This is a genomic window from Sphingomonas sp. GM_Shp_2, from assembly GCF_026540875.1.
Lineage (GTDB): Bacteria > Pseudomonadota > Alphaproteobacteria > Sphingomonadales > Sphingomonadaceae > Sphingomonas > Sphingomonas carotinifaciens.
In genome coordinates this window covers 32,733-50,956 of the sequence record NZ_JALNUQ010000024.1, presented here as the reverse complement: position 1 = coordinate 50,956, position 18,224 = coordinate 32,733, and the positions used below count along the sequence as shown (strand labels likewise).

The 18,224-nt window shown below is 68.7% G+C and carries 16 protein-coding genes; 5 read left to right on the top strand and 11 right to left on the bottom strand.

From position 1 onward, the window contains the following. The coding region (locus tag OXR08_RS10305) for a ComEC/Rec2 family competence protein (RefSeq protein WP_267349562.1) at positions 1-832 on the bottom strand (832 nt) is incomplete at its 3' end. 97 nt (positions 833-929) lie between these two features. Here OXR08_RS10305 and gltX point away from each other — a divergent pair. From gltX to OXR08_RS10290, 3 genes are read left to right on the top strand one after another with little or no spacing between them, the layout of a single operon-like run. Continuing rightward, on the top strand, positions 930-2,384 hold the full coding sequence (gltX, locus tag OXR08_RS10300; RefSeq protein WP_267349560.1) for a glutamate--tRNA ligase: 1,455 nt from the start codon (positions 930-932) through the stop codon (positions 2,382-2,384). Next, the gene (locus tag OXR08_RS10295; protein ID WP_112382823.1) at positions 2,381-3,664 is read left to right on the top strand and encodes a citrate synthase; all 1,284 of its coding nucleotides are present in this window, start codon (positions 2,381-2,383) and stop codon (positions 3,662-3,664) included. Before gltX ends, OXR08_RS10295 begins: the two co-directional genes overlap by 4 nt. A gap of 4 nt (positions 3,665-3,668) precedes the next feature. Next, positions 3,669-3,872: a hypothetical protein gene (locus OXR08_RS10290; protein WP_112382822.1), complete on the top strand. Its 204-nt coding sequence runs from the start codon at positions 3,669-3,671 to the stop codon at positions 3,870-3,872. Positions 3,873-3,995: 123 nt separating this feature from the next. Here OXR08_RS10290 and OXR08_RS10285 read toward each other — a convergent pair whose 3' ends face one another. The 4 genes from OXR08_RS10285 to OXR08_RS10270 are packed head-to-tail and all read right to left on the bottom strand — an operon-like array spanning position 3,996 to position 8,004. Then, positions 3,996-4,331, bottom strand: coding sequence for a hypothetical protein (locus OXR08_RS10285; RefSeq protein ID WP_267349557.1), 336 nt, complete (start codon positions 4,329-4,331; stop codon positions 3,996-3,998). Further along, positions 4,328-5,698 (bottom strand): HAMP domain-containing sensor histidine kinase, encoded by a 1,371-nt coding sequence (locus tag OXR08_RS10280; RefSeq protein WP_267349555.1) that lies wholly within the window; start codon positions 5,696-5,698, stop codon positions 4,328-4,330. Before OXR08_RS10280 ends, OXR08_RS10285 begins: the two co-directional genes overlap by 4 nt. Continuing rightward, positions 5,695-6,786, bottom strand: a complete 1,092-nt coding sequence (locus OXR08_RS10275; RefSeq protein ID WP_267349553.1) for a DUF2336 domain-containing protein — start codon at positions 6,784-6,786, stop codon at positions 5,695-5,697. Before OXR08_RS10275 ends, OXR08_RS10280 begins: the two co-directional genes overlap by 4 nt. 36 nt (positions 6,787-6,822) lie before the next feature. Next, positions 6,823-8,004: a hypothetical protein gene (locus OXR08_RS10270; RefSeq protein ID WP_267349551.1), complete on the bottom strand. Its 1,182-nt coding sequence runs from the start codon at positions 8,002-8,004 to the stop codon at positions 6,823-6,825. Between the two features lie 223 nt (positions 8,005-8,227). Between OXR08_RS10270 and OXR08_RS10265 the strand changes: the two genes are divergently transcribed. Both OXR08_RS10265 and OXR08_RS10260 read left to right on the top strand, forming a co-directional pair. Then, the gene (locus tag OXR08_RS10265; RefSeq protein WP_267349549.1) at positions 8,228-10,462 is read left to right on the top strand and encodes a hypothetical protein; all 2,235 of its coding nucleotides are present in this window, start codon (positions 8,228-8,230) and stop codon (positions 10,460-10,462) included. Between the two features lie 140 nt (positions 10,463-10,602). Then, complete coding sequence (locus OXR08_RS10260) at positions 10,603-11,703, top strand: AI-2E family transporter (protein ID WP_267349548.1); 1,101 nt, start codon at positions 10,603-10,605, stop codon at positions 11,701-11,703. On the opposite strand, the gene OXR08_RS10255 is transcribed toward OXR08_RS10260, so the two are convergent. From OXR08_RS10255 to OXR08_RS10230, 6 genes are all read right to left on the bottom strand, one after another. After that, the gene (locus OXR08_RS10255) at positions 11,660-11,932 is read right to left on the bottom strand and encodes a DUF1467 family protein (RefSeq protein WP_149683269.1); all 273 of its coding nucleotides are present in this window, start codon (positions 11,930-11,932) and stop codon (positions 11,660-11,662) included. The genes OXR08_RS10260 and OXR08_RS10255 overlap by 44 nt on opposite strands. Positions 11,933-11,937: 5 nt before the next feature. Further along, on the bottom strand, positions 11,938-13,575 hold the full coding sequence (locus OXR08_RS10250; protein ID WP_112382814.1) for a ribonuclease J: 1,638 nt from the start codon (positions 13,573-13,575) through the stop codon (positions 11,938-11,940). Positions 13,576-13,691: 116 nt separating this feature from the next. Further along, a complete protein-coding gene (locus tag OXR08_RS10245) occupies positions 13,692-14,471 on the bottom strand; it encodes a type III pantothenate kinase (RefSeq protein ID WP_267349547.1) in 780 nt (259 codons plus the stop codon). A gap of 8 nt (positions 14,472-14,479) precedes the next feature. After that, positions 14,480-15,187, bottom strand: a complete 708-nt coding sequence (locus OXR08_RS10240) for a biotin--[acetyl-CoA-carboxylase] ligase (protein ID WP_267349566.1) — start codon at positions 15,185-15,187, stop codon at positions 14,480-14,482. Between the two features lie 22 nt (positions 15,188-15,209). Further along, positions 15,210-16,676, bottom strand: coding sequence for an NADH-quinone oxidoreductase subunit NuoN (gene nuoN / locus OXR08_RS10235; protein ID WP_112382811.1), 1,467 nt, complete (start codon positions 16,674-16,676; stop codon positions 15,210-15,212). Then, the gene (locus OXR08_RS10230; RefSeq protein ID WP_267349546.1) at positions 16,676-18,223 is read right to left on the bottom strand and encodes an NADH-quinone oxidoreductase subunit M; all 1,548 of its coding nucleotides are present in this window, start codon (positions 18,221-18,223) and stop codon (positions 16,676-16,678) included. The genes nuoN and OXR08_RS10230 overlap by 1 nt, the downstream gene beginning before the upstream one ends. Between the last annotated feature and the right edge of the window lies 1 nt (position 18,224).

Here is an 18,224-nt window from a genome sequence, read left to right as displayed (position 1 = left end):
GCAACGCGGCCCATGGCCACAATGCCAGCAGCCTGATCGTCACCACCATCGCGATCCCCACCGCCGCAGTGATGTGCAGCCCGCTCACCGACAACAGATGCGCCAGCCCCGCCCTGCGCATCGCCTCCGCATCCGGCTCCGCGATCGCCCCCACATCCCCCGTCGCCAAAGCCGCCGCAATGCCACCCGCGCTCCCCGGCAACCGGCTGATGATATGCGCGGACGGTCGCGCCCGCACCCGCCCGGCCGCCGGGTCGCTCTCCTCCACCACGACCGGGCCCAGACTGCGCCCCATCGCGCCGATGCCGTTGAACCATGCCGCCCGCGCCGCATCATAGGCGCCCGGCACCGCCGGGTCCGGCGGCGGCATCAGCCGCGCCCGCAACCGCACGACCTTCGCCCCGCCAAGATCGGCAGGCGCGTCGCGCTCCGCGACGTTCACCCGCACCCGCGGTGGCAGGCCCCCGCCATGTGCGACCCTGAGCGTCAGGCGCACCAGCTCCCGCGCCGGCAGCGGTTCGACCCGCTCGACCCGCGCGGTGAATGCCGCCACCACCGGCCGCACCAGCACTGGCGCCGCCACCCGTTCGGCGCGCCACCATATCCATCCCAGCCCAAGCGCGATCATCAGCCCGGCCATGCCGATCGCCCGCGCGAGGCGACCGCCCCCGGCCATCGCCAGCGCCACCGCGGCCACGCCGCCCCCGCCCAGCATCACCCCTGCCCAGCCCAGCGGGTCCGGCAGCACGAACCACAGCGCGACGCCCAGCCCCGCCATTACCGGCACCCACAGCGCCAGTTGGTCGCGCTCCGCCTCCAGCCACCGTTCCACGGCACCTGATCCCGGTATTTGGCGCCGGGGGAGCGACATGCTAGGGGCGGCGGCGGCTGAACTGGCCATGGATCATCCAGCTTGGGAGCAAGCGCGCTTGGGCGCAACCACCGATACCGGCGCAGCACCTGCGCCCCACCGCGACGCAAACGTCGTCACCCGCTTCGCCCCGTCGCCGACGGGGTTCCTGCATCTGGGCGGCGCGCGCACCGCGCTGTTCAACTGGCTGTTCGCCAAGGCGAATGGCGGCAAGTTCCTCCTGCGGATCGAGGACACCGATCGGGCCCGCTCGACGCAGCCTGCGATCGACGCGATTCTGGAGGGGATGCGCTGGCTGGGCCTGGACTGGGACGGCGATGCCGTGTTCCAGTTCGCCCGCAGCGCCCGCCATGCGGAGGTCGCGCACCAGATGGTGGCGAACGGCCATGCCTATCGCTGCTACATGACCGCCGAAGAGATCACCGCGCAGCGCGAGGCGGCGCAGGCCGCCAAGCAGCCGCTGCGCATCCGCTCGCCCTGGCGCGATGCCGATCCCGCGACCGCACCGGCCGACCAGCCCTTCGTCGTCCGTCTGCGTGCCCCGCGTGAGGGCGCGACCACGATCGCCGACCGCGTACAGGGCAGCGTCACCGTGCAGAATGCCGAGCTGGACGATCTCATCCTGCTCCGCTCGGACGGTACGCCGACCTATATGCTCGCGGTGGTGGTGGACGATCACGACATGGGCGTCACCCATGTCATCCGCGGCGACGACCATCTGAACAACGCCTTCCGCCAGCTGCCGATCTACAAGGCCAATGGCTGGCCCGAGCCGATCTATGCGCATATCCCGCTGATCCACGGATCGGACGGCGCCAAGCTGTCCAAGCGCCACGGCGCGGTCGGGATCGAGGCCTATCGCGACGAGATGGGCATCCTGCCGGAAGCGCTCGACAACTATCTCCTGCGCCTCGGATGGGGTCACGGCGATGCCGAGATCATCACCCGCGAAGAGGCGATCGAGTGGTTCGACCTCGCCGCCGTCGGCAAGGCGCCGTCGCGTTTCGACCTGAAGAAGCTCGAAAATCTGAACGGCCACTATATCCGCGAGGCGGACGACGCAGCCCTGGCACGTCTCGTCGCAGGCCGTATCGGTGATTCGGCCGATGTCGAGCTGCTCACCCGCGCCATGCCGTCGCTCAAACCCCGCGCCGCCAACCTCGGCGAACTGGCGGACGGCGCCGCTTTCCTGTTCCGCCAGCGCCCGCTGACGCTGGACGATGCCGCCGCCGCCCTGCTCGACGACAAGGGACGCGAGACGCTTGCCGCGGTGCACGCCGCGCTTGACGCGGTGCACAACTGGGATACGGAGACGCTAGAAGGCGCGGTACGGCAGGTGGCAGAGACCCGGCAGCAAAAGCTGGGCCAGGTCGCACAGCCGCTTCGCGCCGCACTCACCGGTCGCAAGACGTCGCCGGGCATCTACGACGTGCTGGTCCTGTTGGGCCGGACCGAGAGCCTGGGGCGGATCGCCGACCAGACGACCGCAGAGAGGAAGGACATTACTGCATGACCGACACCGCGAAAATCAACCTCGGCGGCAACGATCTCGAATATCCGGTCCTGTCGGGCTCGGTCGGCCCCGACGTGGTCGACATCCGGAAATTCTATGGCCAGTCGGGCGCCTTCACCTATGATCCCGGCTTTACCTCGACCGCCTCGTGCCAGTCGAAGCTGACCTATATCGACGGCGACGAAGGCGTTCTGCTGCACCGCGGCTATCCGATCGGCGAACTGGCAGAACATTCCAGCTTCATGGAGGTCGCCTATCTGTTGCTGAACGGCGAGCTGCCGTCCTCGTCGGACCTGTCGACCTTCACCAACACGATTACGCGCCACACCATGGTGCATGAGCAGCTGGCGAACTTCTTCCGCGGTTTCCGCCGCGACGCGCACCCGATGGCGATCCTGTGCGGCGTCGTCGGCGCGCTCAGCGCCTTCTACCACGATTCGACCGACATCCACGATCCGGTACAGCGCACCATCGCGTCGCACCGCCTGATCGCCAAGATGCCGACGATCGCGGCGATGGCCTACAAGTACAGCGTCGGCCAGCCCTTCCAGTATCCGGACAACTCGCTGTCCTATACCGGCAACTTCCTGCGCATGACCTTTGGCGTGCCGGCCGAGCCCTATGAGGTGAACCCGGCGGTCGAGCGTGCGATGGACCGCATCTTCATCCTCCACGCCGATCACGAACAGAACGCGTCGACCTCGACCGTACGTCTGGCGGGTTCGTCGGGCGCCAACCCGTTTGCGTGCATCGCGGCCGGCATCGCCTGCCTGTGGGGCCCGGCGCATGGCGGCGCCAACGAGGCGGCGCTCAACATGCTGCGCGAGATCGGCACCCCCGATCGCATTCCGGAATTCATCGCCCGCGCCAAGGACAAGAACGATCCGTTCCGCCTGATGGGCTTCGGCCACCGCGTCTACAAGAACTACGATCCGCGCGCGACCGTCATGCAGAAGACGGTGCGCGAGGTGTTCGACGCGCTCAAGGTCAACGACCCGCTGTTCGAGACCGCGTTGCGCCTTGAAGAGATCGCGCTGTCGGACGATTACTTCGTCGAAAAGAAGCTGTTCCCGAACGTCGACTTCTATTCGGGCGTGATCCTGTCGGCGATCGGCTTCCCGACCGAGATGTTCACTGTGCTCTTCGCGCTCGCCCGCACCGTCGGCTGGGTCGCGCAGTGGAACGAGATGATCACCGATCCGGACCAGAAGATCGGCCGTCCGCGCCAGCTCTACACCGGCCCGACGCAGCGCAGCTACGTCCCCGTCGGCCAGCGCTGAGCCGATGCCGAGGCTCCGTCCGATCCTGATCGCGCTCGGCGTCCTGGTGGCGCTGATCGGGGCGCTCTGGATCGGCCAGGGTCTCGGCTACATATCCTGGCCGGCGTCCAGCACGATGCTGGACGACCGCGCCTGGGCCGACCGCGGCGCCGCCGTCGCGGTCATCGGCCTGCTGCTGATCCTGGTCGCCCGCCGCCTCCGCCGCTGACCGCCCGATAGATCAAGCGCACCGCATCCTCCCCCACCTCCGCTCGTGCTGAGCGAAGTCGAAGCACACGCGCCGCCCCATGGACTGCGACTTCGCTCAGTCCGAACGGTGGCACCTTCGATGTCAGCGCAAAAGCCGCCCCGCCAACAAAGCAACGATAACGGCAGGCAGGGCCAACACGCCGAGCATCAGCAGACCCACCGCCCATAACGGCCCGGCCGCACCCCCGATCGCCATCACCGGCGCTTGCGCAAAGGTGACGATCACCCCGGCCAGCCATGCGCGTCGTCGCAGCAAGCGCCCGCCGACACCGGCGATCACCAGCGACAATGGATACCAGAGCCACCAGTAACGCGCCGCATCCCAGGGTTCACGCACGCCCGACAGCGCACCGACCATGAACCAATAGGCGATGGCAACGCCGGCAAGGCCGATCGCCCGTGCCGCCCCCGCGCTCACCGTTCGGGCAGGCTCAGCGTAAAGGTCGCGCCCTCGCCGGCGGCGCTCTCCACGGTCAGGTCGCCCCCCATCGCGCGGGCCAGGCGCCGTGCGATATACAGGCCCAGTCCGTTGCCCCCCGGCTCGCTCGGATCGACCCGCTCGAATTTTTCGAAGATGCGCATCTGGTCGGCCGCCGCGATCCCCTTGCCCCGGTCCGCGACGCGCACGCAGACGCACCCCTCGCCCTGCCCGACCGACACGGTCACCGCCTCGCCATGCGGGGAGTAGCGCAGTGCATTGCCGATCAGGTTCAACAGGATCTGCAACACCCGCCCGAAATCGCCCCAGGCCGGGCCGCTCGCCTCGAACCCCGGTCGCGCGATCCGCACGCCCGCCGAATCGGCGCGCACCGCCAGCAATCCCGCCGCGCGCCGCGCCACATCCGCCAGGTCGATCGGCTCGGGGCGAAGCGCGAAATCCGGCTGCTCGATCAACTGCAACTCGACCAGATGATCGACCAGCCCCAGCAGGTGCCGGCCCGCCGTCGCGATATCGGCGGCATAGTCGGTATAGTCGTGCAGCATCGGCCCGTCCGTCTGCGCCTGGATGCTGTCGGCACTCGCCACGATCCGCGCGAGCGGGGTGCGCAGCGCCCGGTCCAGCCCTGCGGTAAAGGTCGCGGTCAGCGCCGTGCCATCCACCGGTGCGCTGCCGGCGGGTTCGCCCTCCTCGTCCATCCGCGCGGTGCCGACAAAGCCGGCGAACATGCCCTGCCCGTCACGGTGGATCGCCGCCGACAGCCGCACGCCCCGCCCCGATGTCTTCAGCCGCGCACGTTGCCCATCCAGCGGCCGCCGCCGCGCCAGCGCACCCAGGATCGGCAGGTCGCCCTGCCCATCGGCCTCCAGCGTGAACAACGCCGTCAGCGGTTGCCCGAGCAGCGCCAGCGCGTCGAAACCGTATCGCGGCCCCGCATCCAGCGACAAAAAGGTCAGGCGCAGACCGGCATCGGTTTCCCACCGCCAGTCGGCTTCCGCACGCGCGGCCTGCATCTCGCCATCGTCCGCCGGTCGCCAGGGCCGCTGCTCGTGCCAGCCGCTCGCCGCCAGTCGCACCCGCCCGCCCTCGGGCTGGGCGCGCAGCCACAAGGTGATGTCGGCATCCTCGTCCGCCACCGTCACGCTGCGCGAGACCACGATGCCCAGCCGCCGCGCCAGCCGCACCACCGTCGCCAGTTGCGGCACTGCCAGCGGCTCGCCCAGCGCACCGCCGGCCCGCCGGTTCAGCGCATCGATCGCCGGCTCGGCCGAGATCAGGATGCCCTCGGCATCGATCACCGCATGCGCCACCGCCTGCGCCCCGCCGTCGCCGCCCGGTGCCATCATGCCGCCGCCCGCTCGATCGCGCCGATCGCTGCCCGAAAGTCGCGCGGCAATCCGATCGGCCCCAGCGCGTGGCGTGCCGCCTCGGGCGGGATCGCCACGATCGCATCCAGTTGATCGGCCAGTGCCTCGATATCGCGCCGTGCATCCGCCTCCGACAGGGACAGCGCGATCTGCGCGATCGTCGGCCGGTCCAGGTCCAGCGCCCGCGCCGCCAGCCACAGCCGGTCGCCCTCCGGCTCCAATACCATCGCGCGCGCTTCCTCGATCTCGATGTTCAGCGCATGCGCCAGCAGCGCCATGAACAGCGCCAGCCGTCGGTCGCCCAGCGCCTCGATCAACAGGTCGGGCAGCTCGTCCGGCCGCGCGTCGATCGCCACCGCCAGCCGCAACGCCGCCGCCTCCGGCCGCTCCCCCTCGTCATGCGCCGCCAGGCTGCGCGCCGCCGCCTCGGCGATCGCCCGGTCGATATCCGGGGCATCGCCCGGCCGCACCGCCGCCGCCACCCACCACACCAGCCGGTGGTGCAGTTCGGCGGGCAGGTCGCTGCGCCCGGTCGCCTCGTCCAGCGCGGTGCGCCGACGGCTCTCCGCCGCCAGCAGCGCCCGCGCGGCTGCCGCGATCACCCCGTCCGGCGCATCCGCCAGTCGGACCAGCAGGCTGGGCGCATCCGGCCCCGCCACCGCGGTCGGCAGCGAATCGGCCAGCATGTCCGCACGCACCCGCGCTATCATTTCATCCATCAACGCCGGGTCGCGCAACAATCCCGCTTGCGTCAACCGTTCGGCGACATCGTCGCGCGCTTCCAGCAGCGTCTCGGCCAGCGCCGTGGCACCGCGCCCGGCCAGCACCCGTGCGGCATGACGGCGCAGGTCCTGCGCGATCGCACCCACATTGGCCCGCAGGCTGCGACCCAGCATCCAGCGCGTGCGATCGTCCAGCCGCGCGGCATCGTCCAGGAACAGGTCGGTCGTCGCGCCCGACAGCCGGGCATCGGCAAGCACCCGCGCCCGCGACGCCCGCGCGCTCAGCGCGGACGCGTCCCAGGCGTCCGGCCAGGCATCCGGAAAAGGGGCTTTGCCGACCGACATCGGCGATGTGCTACCGTGTCGAACATTAAAGCGACACTAAGCTTGCGTGCGAAGTGTCTCAATTGCGGACGCCAGGCTGGCCACCGCATAGCCACATGCCAGCACCAGCCCGAACACCGGCAGGCCCAGCAGCGCCGGCAACAACAGCACCGGCAGATACGCCGCGGGCACCGCCCACCAGCGCCGCCGCACCCGCTCCACCACCGCCCGCGCCGCCAGCCCGCCGCTGACCACCAGCGCGACCGCGAGCAGCAGCGGCACATCGTCGGCGCGCGCCTCGCGCAGCATCCATCCCAGCGCCAGCACCGCCGCCGCCGGGATCGCCGCCATCGCCCCGTCCATCAGCCGGGGCTGCCCCGCCTCGTCCCGCAAATCGCTCAGCGTCCGGCCCAGCCCCAGTCCCAGGCATCCGATCAGCGTCAGCAACAGTCCGGCGACCGGCGCTCCCATCAGGATCGCCGCGCATCCGGCCACCCCCAGCGCCCCGCCCGCACCGCCGACCACCGCGCTGCCCACGCCGCGTGCCACCAGCCGCGGCAGCGCAATCCGCGCGATCGGCGCCAGCAGCCAGCGATCAAACCCGCTACGCCGCCCGGATACCAGCGCCGCCAACACCGCGCGGCTGCGCTCGTCCAGCATCCGCCCGTCGCGCACCACGCCGTGCCCGGCCCGGATCGCCTCGCCGGGCACCAGCACATGCGTCGCCCGCGCCTGCGCCGCCATGCGCAGCAATGTCGATTGCAGGTCGTAATCACGCGGCAGTGCCGCCACCTCGGCCACCCGCTTGGGGTCCAGCCGGGCGACGCCGGCCCAGGCCATCTGGCCGCCGACCCGCTCCAGCCCGGCCTGCGCATCCACCTCCGGCACCACCAGCAGGGCGTCGCCGCCTTCCTGCGCCAGCGCCGCCACCGTCGCCTCGTTTGCCACAAGCCCGTCCGCCAGCATCACCAGACGCGACAGCGGGTGCAGCTTCTCCACCGTTTCGGCGGCGGAGCGCACCGCGTCCACCACCACCCCGCGCTGCCCGATCCGCGCGATCGCACCCAGCAGTTCGGGGGTAAGTCGCGCCACCACCACGATGATCTGCGCGGCGCCCGCCGCCATCAGCAGGCGCGCCTGATATTCGATCAGCGTCACCCCCGCGAACGGCAGGGTCGCGGTCAACCGCCCGGGGCGGTCCTCGGCGTCGTCTATGGCGAAAAGAAGCCCGGCAAGCATGATCGGCTGTTAGGCGGGTCGCGGGCTCACGGCCAGCCCCGTTTCCAACGCCGTCGCACCCGCACCATAGCCGGTCCGGGCGAGCGCCGCGCCGAGCCGGTGCGGCGAAGCGTGCGCTATCCCCTTCCTGATGCCGACAAACATGATAAACCGGGCCCGTGAACGGGGGCCAGAAATGATCGTAGATTTGCGCGCGGATCAACCGCGATCGGCCATGGAGCCCATGGAAGACGACCTCGCCCCCGAACCGGCATCCGAAAACCACTTCGCCTTTGCCGAGCATCAGGCCGCCGATCCGCTGCCCGATACGCCGTCGCGCCTGCCGCTGATCCTGGCCGTCGCCGCCACGCTCGCCTGGATCGTCCTCGTCCTCGCACTCGCCGGATCGCAACTGACCCGGCTGACCGCGATCGAGGGCGTACAGTTCGTCGCCGCGCTGGCCAGCGTTCCCATTCTTATCGCCCTCGTCTGGCTCCTTACCCAGCGCAACAGCCGCGCCGAGGCGGTCCGCTTCGGCCTCACCGCGCACGGCATGCGGCAGGAGGCCGCCGCGCTCCAACACAGCGTCGCCGCCGTCACCCGTTCGCTCGACGCCAACCGCGTCGAACTGGCCAAGCAGGTGTCCGCGCTCATGGAAATGGGCCACGCCGCGCAACAGCGGCTGGGCGCGGTCAGCAGCGGGTTCGCCGACGAGATCGCCGCAGCCGACGCGCACGCCCGCAGCCTGTCCGACGCCGCGGCCGCCACCCAGGCCAGCCTCGGCGTCCTTCTCGCCTCCCTCCCCCGCGCCACCACCGACATCGAAGCCGTCGCCACCCTCCTCGACCGCGCCGCGCACTCTGCCGGCGACCACGCCGCCGCCCTCGACGCGCAACTCGTCGCCCTCGGCCGCCGCGGCGAGGATGCCGACATGATCGCCACCGGCGCCGCCCAGCGCCTCGCCGCGCATATCCAGCGCATGGAGGCATCGGGCGACAATGCCGGCGCGCGGCTGGAGTCGGTGGCGGCCGAGATGTCCGCCACCGTCGACCTGCTGCTCGACCGGACGGCGCATGCGGTGGACGAATCGCGCAAGTCGATCGCCGCGCAGGGCGAGGCGATGCTGGCGATGGTCTCCACCCACCAATCCGCGCTGGAGATCAGCGCGCGTGACAGCGCCGACGCGCTCGCCGACCGCATCGGCTCGATCGACACCGTGATCGAGCGCGTCACCGCACGGCTCGACGCGCACCGGGTCGCGGGCGATGCGATGGTGGACCAGCTGCACGCCGGCATCGATCAGGTCGAAACCCGCATGGCCGCGCTGCAGGCTCAGGGGATCGAGCGCAACCAGATGCTTGCCGCCTCGATCAGCGCGCTCACCGGCTCGGCCGATGCGATGACCGTCGCGCTGGAGGCGGGCGATGCCATGGCGACCCGCACGATCGTCTCGGCCGAACAGTTGCTGGTCGCGCTCGATGCCGCCGCGCGGGAGATCGACGAAACCCTGCCCGAGGCGCTGGCGCGGCTCGATACCCGCCTGACCGCCAGCAAGCAGGTGGTCAGCGCCGCCAAGCCGGAGCTTCTCGCCCTCGTCACCGCCGCCGAAAGCACGCATGACGCGATCGAGGCGATCGCGGGCGTGATCGCCGAACAGCGCCGCACACTCGACACCCTCTCCGCCACCCTTCTCGACACCCTCTCCGCCGGCCGCGCCAAAGCCGACGCACTCGGCCACGTCGTCGACGAGACGATCGAGCGCACGCACCGCTTCGCCGAAGAGGCCGCACCCCGGCTGGTCGACGCCTTGCTCCGCGTTCGCGAAACCGCCGTCACCGCCGCGGACGAGGCCCGCGATACGCTCGCCGGCATCGTGCCGCAGGCGGCAGGGCTGCTGGAACAGGCGAGCAGCGAGGCGATGCGCCGGGCGACGGCCGATACCGTGCAGCGCCAGATCCAGGCCATCGCCGACGCCACCGACCAGGCGGTCGCCGCCGCCACCCGCGCCACCGAACGCGTCGCCGCGCAGGTCCAGTCGATCGCCGAGCAGGCCGCGGTGGTGGAAACCCATGTCGAAGAAGCGCGAAACGAACGCGAGGCGGCCGACCGCGACACCTTCGCGCGCCGCGCCTCGCTCCTGATCGAATCGCTCAACTCCGCCGCGATCGACCTGACCAAGATCTACGCGCCCGACGTCACCGACAGTGCTTGGGGCGCCTATCTGAAGGGCGACCGCGGCGTCTTCACCCGCCGGGCGGTCCGCATTCTCGATGCGGTGCAGGCGCGCGACATCGCCCGGCTTTATGACGACGACGCCAAGGTCCGCGAGCAGATCAACCGCTACATCCACGATTTCGAAGCGATGCTGCGCGGCGTGCTGGCACAGCGCGACGGCTCCCCGCTCGGCGTCACGCTCCTGTCGTCGGACATGGGCAAGCTCTATGTCGCGCTTGCCCAGGCGATCGAGCGTCTGCGCTGATCGCACGCGGCGGAGCAAAACATATGCTGACGGGTTTGGCCCAGGTCAGCATTGCCGGGTGCAAGGCGCCGGCTACGGTCTGATCCCCACAGGGACACCTCCGGCACCGCCTTTGTCACCATCAGGGGGGTTTGAAGCATATGTCCGTCGATCGTGGCCGGGTGGAAAATGGCGGATTGATCCTGTTCATCGCCGGGATCACCCTGGCACTGGCGCTGGTGGTATCCAGCTTCGCCGGCGCGCTGCTCTGGGCGGCGCTCGCTGCCCTGCTGTTCCAGCCGCTCTTCCAGCGCCTGCTCGCGCGCTGGCCCGACCGCCGCAACATGGCGGCGGCGGTGACGCTGCTCATCATCACCGTCGCGGTCGTCATCCCCGCGATCGTGATCACCAGCCTCGTGATCGACCAGGCGGCGGGCGTCTATACCCAGATGCGCAGCGGCCGGATCAACTTCGCCGCCTATTTTCAGCAGGTGCACGATGCCCTGCCGCTGCGGCTCCAGCATCTGCTCGACAATTCCGGTTTCAACAGCTTCGAGCGTGCGCAGGCGCGCATCTCCGCGGTCATCAGCAACAGCGTCAGCGTGATCGCGTCCCAGGCCCTGTCGATCGGACGCAACGCCGCCGCCTTCCTGCTCGCCTTCGGCGTCGGCCTCTACGTCACCTATTTCCTGCTGCGCGACGGCGATCGCCTCGGCCCTGCCGTCGTCCGCGCGCTACCCCTCCGCCCCGCCGTGGCGGAGCGCATCGCAGACAAGTTCGTCGCGGTGGTCCGCGCCACCATCAAGGGCTCGGGCGTCGTCGCCCTGGTGCAGGGTGCGCTTGGTGCGATCACCTTCTGGATCGTCGGCATTCCCGCCGCGCTCCTCTGGGGCCTGCTGATGGCGATTGCCGCGCTGCTGCCCGCGATCGGGCCGGCGATCATCTGGGTCCCGATCGCCATCTATCTGCTGGCGACCAGCGCGATCTGGCAGGCGGCCGTGGTCATTCTCTCGGGCGTCCTCGTGATCGGCCTTGCCGACAACATCCTGCGCCCCATCCTCGTCGGCCGCGATACCGGCATTCCCGACTGGCTGGTGCTCGTCACCACGCTGGGTGGCATCGACCTGATCGGCCTCAGCGGCATCGTCGTCGGGCCGCTGGCGGGCGCGCTGTTCATCACCGGATGGCAGATCCTGACCGAACAGCGCGAGGCACAGGCTACACCTTCGGAACGCCCACCCAGTCCAGCATATCGGCCGTGATCCAGCCGAACACATAGTTGGCGTAGAAGGCGACGAACATGGCGGTGGCGACGATCGTCACCCAGACCGCGGCCCGCCCCGGCCGGAATGTGTGCGGCGCGCTTTCGGCGGTGCCGGGGACATGCTCGCCCCCGGCCTCGTGTGTGGTCCTGACCCCGAAGGGCAGGACCAGAAACACCGCCAGGAACCAGAACAGGACGTAGATCGCAAGTGCCGACGTCCAGTGCATGGTCCTTACGCCTCGATTACCAGCACGTCGACGATCGGCTTCTTGCCGGTCCAGCGCGTCGCGACACGGCGCACGGCCAGCCGTACGTCCTCACGCATCTTCTCCATCGGACGCCGGCCATTCTCCACCGCCTTGGCTGCGGCTTCGACGGCCTCGGCGATGAACGCGTCGCGCTCATCCTCCACCGGCACGCCCTGCACCCGCACCTGCGGCCGGCCGAACGCACGCCCCTTGGCCGTCGCCACCGCGACCGAGATCTGTCCGTTCAGCGCCAGCTTGCGCCGCTCGTTGATCGTCGAGCCATCGGACGGCAGGATCACGTCCCCGTCCAGCACCAGCCGGCCGATGCTGGCGCGGCCGACCTTCTTGGGGTCGCCGGGCAGCAGGCGCACGATGTCACCATCGGATTGCACGATCGCCTGCGGCACGCCCTTCGACAGGCCGAAGCGGGCATGCTCCATCATGTGCCGCATCTCGCCATGCACCGGCACCAGCGCATTCGGTTTGATCCAGCTATACATCTGCGCCAGCTCGGGCTGGCCCGGATGGCCGGAGACATGGACATGCGCCTGGCGCTCGGTCACCATCCATACGCCCTTGCCGGCCAGTGTGTTCTGGATGCGGCCGATCGCCACCTCGTTGCCCGGGATCTGCTTGGACGAGAAGACGACGGTATCGCCCGCGTCCAGCCGAACCGTGTGGCTGCCCTCCGCGATCCGGGCCAGCGCGGCACGCGCCTCGCCCTGCCCGCCGGTCGCGACGATCAGCACCCGGTCCCGCGGCAGCTTCATCGCCGTCTCGGGATCGACCGTCTCCGGGAACCCCTTGAAGTAGCCGCAGGCGCGGCCGACCTTCAGGATGCGGTCGAGCGAGCGACCGGTGACGCACAGCTTGCGCCCCGTCTCCTTGGCCACCTCGCCCAGCGTCACGAGCCGCGCCGCGTTCGACGCGAACGTCGTCACCACCACACGCCCGCGCGCCTTGGCCACCGTCTCTGCCAGACCCTTGCGGACGCTGGCCTCGGAACCCGACGCCTCGGTGTTGAAGATGTTGGTCGAGTCGCATACCAGCACGTCGACGCCCTTGTCGCCGATCGCGCTCAACTCGTCGGCGGATGCCGGATTGCCGATGATCGGCGTGGCATCCAGCTTCCAGTCGCCGGTATGGAACACGCGGCCGGCCTTGGTCTCGATCAGCAGCGCGCTCGATTCCGGAATCGAGTGCGACAGCGGCACGAAGGTGAAGCCGAACGGCCCCACCTGGAAGCTTTCACGCTGTTCGATCACGCGCAGCTTTACGCGGTCGGCAATGCCTTCCTCGTCCAGCTTGCCGCGGATCAGGCCTGCGGTGAACGGCGTGGCGTAGAGCGGCACGCCCAGATCTTCGGCCAGATAGGGCAGCGCACCGATATGGTCCTCATGCCCGTGGGTCAGCACGATGCCGACCAGGTCGTCCAGCCGGTCCTCGATAAAGGCCAGGTCGGGCAACACCACGTCGATACCGGGATAGGCCGGATCGGCGAAGGTGATGCCGCAATCGACCATCACCCACTTGCCCTCGGTGCCGTACAGATTGACGTTCATGCCGATCTCGCCGGAGCCGCCGAGTGCGCAGAACAGAAGTTCGTTGGTCTTGGGAGTCATTCATTTCCTGTCAGAAGGGCCCGGTTGTATCCGGGTCTTGGGGAATGGCACCGCCATCGGTGCCGTCATACGTTGCGTTGCTGGGCACGGGCAGCACGCCCGCGCGGGAATTCGTTTCAATGAATATGGGCGCGTTCCCACATGATCGCCAGCCCCTGGATCGTCAGATCCGGCTCGATATGGTCGAACACGGCCGTGTGCCGCTCGAACAAGGTCGCCAGTCCGCCCGTCGCGATCACCTTTACCGGCCGCCCGACCTCCGCCTTCAGGCGGGCGACGAGCCCTTCGATCATCGCGATATAGCCCCAGTAGATGCCGATATGCATCTGGTCGACCGTGTTGCGCCCGACTACCGTTTCCGTCTCCGGCGCCTCGATCGCGATGCGCGGCAGCTTGGCCGCCGCGGTCACCAGCGCATCCAGCGACAGGTTGATGCCCGGCGCGATGATGCCGCCCTTATACGCGCCGGAATAATCGCTGACGTCGAAGGTCGTCGCCGTGCCGAAATCGATCGTGATCAGGTCGCCGGGATAAAGGGCATGCGCCGCGATCGTGTTGACCGCCCGGTCCGCCCCCAGCGAGGCCGGCTCGTCCACGTCGATCGCAATACCCCATTCCAGCGGCGCACGCCCGGCGATCATCGCGTCCGACCGGAAATATTTGCTCGCCAGCACCTGCAGATTGTGGAGCGCACGGGGCACGACGGTGGCGATGATCACGCCCTTCACGTCCTCGCGCGCATAGCCCTCCAGCGCCAGCAACTGGCTCAACCAAACCGCATATTCGTCGGCGGTGCGCCGCGGATCGGTCGCGATGCGCCAGCGGCCTTTGATCGTCCGCCCGTCGAGCAGCGCGAAGACCACATTGGTGTTGCCGGCATCGATCGCGAGCAGCATGGTTTTCCTCAGATCAGGAAGATGTCGGCGGCGTGCATGACACGGACGGCCCCGTCCGCCAAGCGCAGCCGCAACGCACCATCACGCGCCAGCCCGTCGAACCGCCCCTCGACCACCGCCCCGTCCGGCACTCGCGCCGTAATCGGCGTCCCAACCGGATGCGCGCCGGCGAGCCATCGATCGATCACCGGCTCCAAACCTTTGTTTCGCCAGATGCTTATCCATTGCCCGACCGCTTCGGCCAGGCGATTGAGAAAGGCTTCCGGCGTCACCGACACGCCGTGCATCGCCAGGCTCGTCGTCGCTCGATCCGGCAGATCGGGGTGATGCGCCAGATTGACGCCGATGCCGATGACCAGTGCATCCTCTGCGCGCTCCAGCAAGATGCCCGACAGCTTCGCGCCCGACAGCAGCAGGTCGTTGGGCCATTTCAGGCACAGCGTCCCTGCGTCGCGCGCGTTCAACAGGTCGCGTACCACCTGTTCCAGCGCGACGGCCGCGGCAAAGGCCAGCCCCGACGCGCCGGGATCGCCCGGACGCAGCCGGACGAGGGTGCTGGCATAGAAATTACCCGGCGGGGATATCCAGGCCCGCCCCTGCCGCCCCCGCCCCGCGGTCTGCCGGTCGGCCCGAAACCAGCTTTCCTCCTCGACCCCGGCCTTGGCCAGCGCGAGGAGGTCGGCATTGGTGGAGCCCGTTTCCGCGACGTGAACGATACGGGTCAGCGTGGCATCCCGATCAGAACAGCGCCTGCGCCGCCGCCATCGTCCAGACGCCCAGCGCCGGGATCAGGAAATATCCCAGCGGCGACACGAAGATCGCCGTCAGCGCGATCAGGCCGCCCTCCACCGGATTGGCGACCGGGGCGAATGCGGGCGCAGGCTCGTCGAAGTACATCGTCTTGACGACACGCAGATAATAATAGGCACCGATTACCGAGGCGGCGATACCGATCACCGCCAGCGGGAACAGCCCGGCATGAACCGCCGCCTGGAACACCGCGAACTTGGCATAGAAGCCGAACAGCGGCGGAATACCAGCCAGCGAGAACATGAAGATCGCCAGTGCCGCGGCAAGGCCGGGCCGCGTGCGCGACATGCCCGACAGGCTGGCGATGCTTTCCACCGACTGTCCATCGGCGCCGCGCATCTGCAATACCACCAGGAAGCTGCCCAGCGTCATGACCACGTAGATGGTCATGTAGGTCAGAACCGAGGCGACACCCTCGGCGGTCCCGGCCGCCAAACCGATCAGCGCGAAGCCGACATTGTTGATCGACGAATAAGCGAGCAGCCGCTTGATGTTCGTCTGGCCGATGGCGGCGACCGCACCCAGCACGATCGATGCAAGCGCTGCGAAGATCACGATCTGACGCCACTGGTCCGTCGCCGGACCCATCGCCTCCACCGCGACCCGCACGCTGAGCGCCACGGCGGCGACCTTGGGTGCGGAGGCGAAGAAGGCCGTGACCGGCGTCGGCGCGCCCTCATACACGTCGGGCGACCACATGTGGAACGGGACGGCGGCAATCTTGAACGCCAGGCCGGCGAACACGAACACCAGGCCGAACATCAGCCCCAGCGAGCGCGCTTCACCTGCGAGCAGGTGATCCGCTGCATAAGCGTTGGCGATGCCGTCGAACATGGTCGTGCCGGTAAAGCCGTACACCAGGCTGATCCCGTAAAGCAGGATGCCCGAGGCGAGTGCGCCCAGCACGAAATACTTCAACCCCGCTTCGGCCGAGCGCGTGTCCCGACGCATGAAGCTGGCCAGCACATAGGCGGACAGGCTCTGAAGCTCCAGACCGACGTACAGCGTCAGCATGTCACCGGCCGACACCATCATGCCCATGCCCGCTGCCGACAACAGCATCAGCACCGGATATTCGGGCCGCAGGTCTTCCCCGGAGGTTCGCTGGAAGAAGCCCGGCGCCATGATGATCGCCACGGCGGTCGCGATGTAGATCAGCACCTTGGCGAAGCTGGAGAACGCATCCGCGAGGAACAGGCCACCGAACGCCGCGCCGCCGCTCGACGCCGGCCCGGTCAGCGCGACCAGCGCGCCTGCCAGGACGAAGATCGCCGCGATCGATACCGCCCGCGTGGAGCCGTTACCGCCCCAGGCGGACACCAGCATCAGGGCAATGGCGCCGAGCGAGAGCACCAGCTCCGGCAGCACCATCGCCAGGTTCATCGAAGTATCCATCAGTGCGCCTCCCCATGCGTGGGCGCATGGGCATTGTGTTCAGTTGCAGCAGCGGGCCTGCCGGCGGTCGGCTGCGAGTCGCTGTGCGGCGACGCGCGTTCGATACGGGCGAGCAGCGTCGAGACATCCTGCCGCATCGGCGCCAGGAAGCTTTCCGGATACACGCCCATCCACAGCACCACCGCCGCGATCGGCGCGAGCAGCCACAATTCGCGGCTCGACAGGTCCGACATGCCACGCACCTCGTCCGACTTGATCTCGCCATAGGCGACCCGCCGGTACAGGTAGAGCATATATGCCGCACCCAGGATGATGCCCGTGGTGCACAGCAGCGCTGTCCAGGTCGACACCTGATAGGTGCCCATCAGCGACAGGAACTCGGCGACGAAGCCGCTGGTGCCCGGCAGGCCGATGGAGGCCATGGTGAAGAACAGGAAGAAGATCGCATAACGCGGCATGTTGATCGACAGGCCGCCATACCGCGCGATCTCGCGGGTATGCAGGCGGTCGTAGATCACGCCGACGCACAGGAACAGCGCGCCCGACACCAGGCCGTGGCTCAGCATCATGATCATCGCGCCCTCGATGCCCTGCGCATTGAAGGCGTAGAGGCCGATGGTCACGATCGCCATGTGCGCGACCGACGAATAGGCGATCAGCTTCTTCATGTCGCCCTGCACCAGCGCGACGAGGCTCGTGTAGATCACCGCGATCGACGACAGCGCGAAGATCAACCAAGTGAGCTGCCCCGACGCTTCCGGGAACATCGGCAGCGAGAAGCGCAGGAAGCCGTAGCCGCCCAGCTTCAGCAGCACGCCCGCAAGGATCACCGAGCCTGCGGTCGGAGCCTGCACGTGCGCGTCGGGCAGCCAGGTGTGCACCGGCCACATCGGCATCTTCACCGCGAACGAAGCGAAGAAGGCCAGCCACAACCATGTCTGCACCGAAGCGGGGAAGTCATAGTTCTGCAGCGCCGGGATCGACGAGGTGCCTGCGGTGCCCGCCATGTAGAGCATCGCGATGAACATCAGCAGCGAGCCGAGCAGCGTGTACAGGAAGAACTTGTACGACGCGTAGATGCGGTTCGCCCCGCCCCAGATGCCGATGATCAGGTACATCGGGATCAGGCCGGCTTCGAAGAAGACGTAGAAAAGAAACAGGTCCTGCGCCGCGAAGGTGCCGATCATCAGCACCTCCGTGAACAGGAACGCCGACATATACTCCGGCACCCGGTTCGTCACCGACCGCCAGCTCGCCCCGATACAGATCGGCATCAGGAACACGCTCAGCATGATCAGCATGAGCGCGAACCCGTCGATGCCCAGCGACCAGCCGAACGGACCGAAGAGACCCGGCGCATTTTCCACGAACTGCCACTGCGGGCCGCCCACCTGGAAGTTGGACCAGAGGATGATGCCGAGGACGAAGTCGATCAGCGTGGCGACCAGCGCGGTGCGCCGCGCGGCCTCCGCACCCAGGAACAGGCAGGCGACCGCGGCAATCGCGGGCACCGCCAGCATGACGGAAAGGATCGGAAAGTCGAACATC

Coding starts and splice junctions, on each gene's coding strand:
- OXR08_RS10230 (WP_267349546.1), bottom strand. CDS start 18,223: ATGTTCGACTTTCCGATCCTTTCCGTCATGCTGGCGGTGCCCGCGATT.
- OXR08_RS10260 (WP_267349548.1), top strand. CDS start 10,603: ATGTCCGTCGATCGTGGCCGGGTGGAAAATGGCGGATTGATCCTGTTC.
- OXR08_RS10275 (WP_267349553.1), bottom strand. CDS start 6,786: ATGTCGGTCGGCAAAGCCCCTTTTCCGGATGCCTGGCCGGACGCCTGG.
- OXR08_RS10245 (WP_267349547.1), bottom strand. CDS start 14,471: ATGCTGCTCGCGATCGATGCCGGCAACACCAATGTGGTCTTCGCGCTG.
- nuoN (WP_112382811.1), bottom strand. CDS start 16,676: ATGGATACTTCGATGAACCTGGCGATGGTGCTGCCGGAGCTGGTGCTC.
- OXR08_RS10265 (WP_267349549.1), top strand. CDS start 8,228: ATGGAAGACGACCTCGCCCCCGAACCGGCATCCGAAAACCACTTCGCC.
- OXR08_RS10280 (WP_267349555.1), bottom strand. CDS start 5,698: ATGATGGCACCGGGCGGCGACGGCGGGGCGCAGGCGGTGGCGCATGCG.
- OXR08_RS10290 (WP_112382822.1), top strand. CDS start 3,669: ATGCCGAGGCTCCGTCCGATCCTGATCGCGCTCGGCGTCCTGGTGGCG.
- OXR08_RS10255 (WP_149683269.1), bottom strand. CDS start 11,932: ATGCACTGGACGTCGGCACTTGCGATCTACGTCCTGTTCTGGTTCCTG.
- OXR08_RS10270 (WP_267349551.1), bottom strand. CDS start 8,004: ATGCTTGCCGGGCTTCTTTTCGCCATAGACGACGCCGAGGACCGCCCC.
- OXR08_RS10295 (WP_112382823.1), top strand. CDS start 2,381: ATGACCGACACCGCGAAAATCAACCTCGGCGGCAACGATCTCGAATAT.
- OXR08_RS10250 (WP_112382814.1), bottom strand. CDS start 13,575: ATGACTCCCAAGACCAACGAACTTCTGTTCTGCGCACTCGGCGGCTCC.